This is a genomic window from Achromobacter sp. GbtcB20 (genome assembly GCF_019091095.1).
Lineage (GTDB): Bacteria > Pseudomonadota > Gammaproteobacteria > Burkholderiales > Burkholderiaceae_B > Achromobacter > Achromobacter mucicolens.
The window spans coordinates 2,834-4,485 of record NZ_JAGXJZ010000049.1; the positions used below are offsets into that span (position 1 = coordinate 2,834).

Sequence of the window (1,652 nt, forward strand, 5' to 3'; positions counted from 1 at the left end):
TGGCACGAGCGAGCATTGCTTGCGAAGTGATCGGAAGTGGTTCCAAGAAAAGCCTCTAAGCTTCAGCTGTACGAGACCGTACCGCAAACCGACACAGGTGGACGGGATGAATATTCCAAGGCGCTTGAGAGAACTCAGGAGAAGGAACTCGGCAAATTGATACCGTAACTTCGGGAGAAGGTATACCCCGGTAGTGTGAAGCGCCTGCGCGCTTAGCATGATGGGGTCGCAGAGAATCGGTGGCTGCGACTGTTTATTAAAAACACAGCACTCTGCAAAGACGAAAGTCGACGTATAGGGTGTGACGCCTGCCCGGTGCCGGAAGGTTAAGTGATGGGGTGCAAGCTCTTGATCGAAGCCCCGGTAAACGGCGGCCGTAACTATAACGGTCCTAAGGTAGCGAAATTCCTTGTCGGGTAAGTTCCGACCTGCACGAATGGCGTAACGATGGCCACACTGTCTCCTCCTGAGACTCAGCGAAGTTGAAGTGTTTGTGATGATGCAATCTACCCGCGGCTAGACGGAAAGACCCCATGAACCTTTACTGTAGCTTTGCATTGGACTGTGAACCGGCCTGTGTAGGATAGGTGGGAGGCTTTGAAGCGTGGTCGCTAGATCACGTGGAGCCATCCTTGAAATACCACCCTGGTTTGTTTGAGGTTCTAACCTTGGTCCGTGATCCGGATCGGGGACAGTGCATGGTAGGCAGTTTGACTGGGGCGGTCTCCTCCTAAAGTGTAACGGAGGAGTTCGAAGGTACGCTAGGTACGGTCGGAAATCGTGCTGATAGTGCAATGGCATAAGCGTGCTTGACTGTGAGACTGACAAGTCGAACAGGTGCGAAAGCAGGACATAGTGATCCGGTGGTTCTGAATGGAAGGGCCATCGCTCAACGGATAAAAGGTACTCTGGGGATAACAGGCTGATACCGCCCAAGAGTTCATATCGACGGCGGTGTTTGGCACCTCGATGTCGGCTCATCTCATCCTGGGGCTGTAGCCGGTCCCAAGGGTATGGCTGTTCGCCATTTAAAGAGGTACGTGAGCTGGGTTTAAAACGTCGTGAGACAGTTTGGTCCCTATCTGCCGTGGGCGTTGGATACTTGACGGAGCCTGCTCCTAGTACGAGAGGACCGGAGTGGACGTACCTCTGGTGTACCGGTTGTCATGCCAATGGCATTGCCGGGTAGCTAAGTACGGAAGAGATAACCGCTGAAGGCATCTAAGCGGGAAACTCGTCTGAAGATTAGGTATCCCGGGGACTTGATCCCCCTGAAGGGTCGTTCGAGACCAGGACGTTGATAGGTCGGGTGTGGAAGCGCAGTAATGCGTTAAGCTAACCGATACTAATTGCCCGTGAGGCTTGATCCTATAACACTGATGGTTATTGACCTGGTGATATAGCGTTCCAAGTGTCGTTCAATACAAAATACTGGCTGCACCGTCGGCAGCCAGCCAACACAATTACACCCCACCGTGCGCCGATCATCGAGCCCCAGGCTCTGATCGCCACGCGTTGCGCTTCTTCCAAGATTGGAGCGGTTGCCTAACCCGCAACTGCTCAACCAGTTACGCCTGACGACCATAGCAAGGTGGTCCCACTCCTTCCCATCCCGAACAGGACAGTGAAACGCCTTTGCGCCGATGATAGTG

General features: G+C 53.6%; 2 rRNA genes (1 of these 2 cut by a window edge). Both read left to right on the forward strand.

Annotated elements, in window-relative coordinates:
* A 23S ribosomal RNA gene (locus KVT32_RS27530) occupies positions 1–1,370 on the forward strand (it extends 1,273 nt beyond the left edge of the window).
* Between the two features lie 203 nt (positions 1,371–1,573).
* Positions 1,574–1,652: ribosomal RNA gene (gene rrf / locus KVT32_RS27535) — 5S ribosomal RNA — on the forward strand; the annotation flags it as partial.